Source organism: Collinsella sp. AF11-11, assembly GCF_003465485.1.
Classification (GTDB): Bacteria; Actinomycetota; Coriobacteriia; order Coriobacteriales; family Coriobacteriaceae; genus Collinsella.
In genome coordinates, this window is the sequence record NZ_QSAS01000013.1 from 1 (window position 1) to 2,891 (window position 2,891).

General features: G+C 62.9%; 3 protein-coding genes. 2 read left to right on the forward strand and 1 reads right to left on the reverse strand.

Going from position 1 to position 2,891, the window contains the following annotated elements; translation table 11 throughout:
• The first annotated feature begins 64 nt into the window (after window positions 1–64).
• Entirely contained in the window at window positions 65–661 is a 597-nt protein-coding gene (locus tag DWV58_RS07790; protein WP_117776735.1) for a 5-formyltetrahydrofolate cyclo-ligase, read from the forward strand.
• 42 nt (window positions 662–703) lie between these two features.
• Here DWV58_RS07790 and metA read toward each other — a convergent pair whose 3' ends face one another.
• Entirely contained in the window at window positions 704–1,630 is a 927-nt protein-coding gene (gene metA / locus DWV58_RS07795) for a homoserine O-succinyltransferase (protein WP_006235124.1), read from the reverse strand.
• A 211-nt stretch (window positions 1,631–1,841) separates the two neighbouring features.
• Between metA and DWV58_RS07800 the strand changes: the two genes are divergently transcribed.
• Entirely contained in the window at window positions 1,842–2,819 is a 978-nt protein-coding gene (locus DWV58_RS07800) for an L-lactate dehydrogenase (RefSeq protein ID WP_117776736.1), read from the forward strand.
• Window positions 2,820–2,891 lie beyond the last annotated feature (72 nt).

Consider the following 2,891-nt stretch of genomic DNA (forward strand, 5'->3'; position numbering starts at 1 on the left):
GCCCAGATAAAACCTGCCAAAATAAACCTGTCCCTTTTTGGCAGGTTTGCTAGAGGAGGTTGGGATGGGCAAGGCTGAAGTGCGGCGGGCGATGATTGCTCGGCGCGATGCTCTTGATTTGGATGTTCGGGCGGCGAAGTCTGCTGTCATTTGCGCGCGGCTTGTTGAGTTGCTGGGCAGCTCGGGTGCCGCGGCACCGCACACCGTTGCCGTTTATGCCGCGATGGGTTCCGAAGTCGACCCAGCCGCGTTTGCCGCAGCTGCCGCCAAACGCGGCTGGCGCGTGGCCTATCCGTGCATGCTCTCGGCAACAGACGCCGCAGCTTGTGGCCAGCGCATGTGCATGCGGGCAGTTGCCGTCGGCGATGCGTCCGCGGCCCCGTTTATCGCCCACCCCACGCGGGCCTTCGCGGCCATGGACATCGACAGCGACCACTTCCCTATCGTGTCTGCAGAGGCCCTCGACATGGCCATCGTGCCACTCGTAGCCTTCGACCGCGCCGGCGAGCGCCTGGGCTACGGCGGCGGCTGCTACGACCGCTACCTGCCCATGCTCTCGCCCGCATGTCAAATCATCGGCATCGCCTTTGACGAACAGCGTGTCGACCACGTTCCCACCGACGCCCACGACCTGCCGCTACCCCACATCATCAGCGCCTAATCGCCGCCACGTCAGCCACGGCTACAGCAGTACCACCGCAGTCTAGTGCTCCTCGCCGGCGCGGGCCAGGTCGTAGGGCGTGGTCTGGTAGACGTAGTAGTTGAGCCAGTTGGTGTAGAACAGCTGAGCCTGGCTGCGCCAGACGTTGCGCGGCTCGGCGGTGGGGTCGTCACCCGGAAAGTAGTGCGCCGGCACCTGAGGGTTGAGGCCGCGCTTCACGTCGCGCTCGTACTCCAGGCGCAGCGTGTCGGTATCGTACTCGGGGTGACCAAATACAAAGAAGCGACGGCTGTCGGTCGACTTGACGATGTACAGGCCCACCTCGTCGGACACGGCCACGACCTCAAGCTGCGGCTCGGCCTCCACGTCCTCGCGGCGCACATCGGTGTTGCGCGAATGCACGGCATAGAAGCGGTCGTCGAAGCCGCGGACCAGCGGGCTTTGCGGCTTCACCAGATAATGCTCGAACACGCCACTTGCCTTTGCCGGCAGGTCGTACTTCTGAATACCGTAATGATGGTACAGCCCGGCCTGTGCGCCCCAACAAATGTGCAGCGTAGAGTGTACGTGCGTGGTAGACCAATCCATGATCTGGCAGAGCTCGGGCCAGTAGTCGACCTCCTCGAACGGCATCTGCTCCACGGGCGCGCCCGTGATAATCAGGCCGTCGTAGTGGATGTCGCGGATGTCGTCGAACGTGCGGTAGAACGTCTCCAGGTGGCCGGCGCTCACGTGCGTGGCCTCGTGCGTCTTGGTGCGCAGCAGGTCCACCTCCACCTGCAGCGGCGTGTTGGAGAGCTTGCGCATGATCTGCGTCTCGGTGGCGATCTTGGTGGGCATGAGGTTGAGGATGAGCACGCGCAGCGGACGGATGTCCTGGTGCAGCGCGCGGTACTCGGTCATGACAAAGATGTTCTCGCTCTCGAGCTGCGCGGCAGCAGGGAGGGCGTCGGGAATGCGAATGGGCATGGATGCTCCTTACGAGTCAGTTGCAGTTATGGTACAACGAGCGGCCCCATCCGCGCGAGCACATCGCCCGGCGATGTCACCAGCGGCCCAAATCACTCCAAAAGTAGAGATTAAAGCATGTCCCAAAAATCTACGACGCTTTAGCCTAGCAAAGTGACGGCAGGAGGCTACAATGGTTCGACGCGAGAAACTCGGCCGAAAGGATACATATATGTACCAGACGCGTAAGATCGGTGTGGTCGGCCAGGGCCACGTAGGAGCACATGTCGCCAACAGCCTGCTTATGCAGGGCATTGCCGACGAGCTGTACCTGTGCGATATCAACGAGGCCAAGGTGACGTCCGAGGTCCAGGACCTGCGCGACTCCCTTTCGTTTGTCCCGTACAACACTAAGATCGTCAACTGCTACGACCATTACGAGGAGCTGGCCTGCTGCGACGTCATCGTCAACGCCGCTGGCAAGGTCGCACTGGCCGCCGGCAACCGCGACGGCGAGCTGTTCTTTACCACCGACGCCGCGCGCACCTTTGCCAAGCGCATCGTCGACGCCGGCTTCGACGGCATCTTTGTCTCCATCTCCAACCCCTGCGACGTCGTGTGCACCGAGCTGTGGCACCTGACCGGCTACGATCCCAAGAAGATCATCGGCTCGGGCTGCGGTCTGGATTCCGCCCGCCTGCGCACCGAGATCTCCAAGAAGGTCGGCGTGAGCCCCAAGTCCATCGACGCCTACATGATCGGCGAGCACGGCTTTAGCCAGCTTGCCGCCTTTAAGACCGCAACCATCGCCGGCAAGAGTCTCACCGAGCTTCAGACCGAAAACCCCGACAAGTACGCCTTTGACCACATGGAGGTCGAGGAGCTCGCGCGTAAGGGCGGCTATGTGACCTACCAGGGCAAGCAGTGCACCGAGTACGCCGTCGCCAACTCCGCCGCGCGCGTCTGCGCTGCCGTTCTGCACAACGAGCACGCCGTGCTTTCCGCCTCCACGCTCATGACCGGCCAGTATGGCGAGGAGGGCATCTTTACCTCCCTGCCGTGCGTGATCGGTGCCGAGGGCGTCGAGGAGGTCTACACGCTCGACCTGTCCGAGTACGAGCTCGAGGGCTTCCACAAGAGCTGCCGGCACATCCGCGACAACATCGCCCAGCTCGACTGGTGGGACGCCGAGGCGTACGACGCAAAGTAGGCCGCTGGCTGCCGCAACCTTGCGAATCTAAGCGCGATACTAAGCGGGCCGCGCCGGAAATCCCCGGCGCGG

Excerpts from the sequence above, each read along its gene's own strand:
- DWV58_RS07800 (WP_117776736.1), top strand. The coding sequence starts at position 1,842 with ATGTACCAGACGCGTAAGATCGGTGTGGTCGGCCAGGGCCACGTAGGA.
- metA (WP_006235124.1), bottom strand. The coding sequence starts at position 1,630 with ATGCCCATTCGCATTCCCGACGCCCTCCCTGCTGCCGCGCAGCTCGAG.
- DWV58_RS07790 (WP_117776735.1), top strand. The coding sequence starts at position 65 with ATGGGCAAGGCTGAAGTGCGGCGGGCGATGATTGCTCGGCGCGATGCT.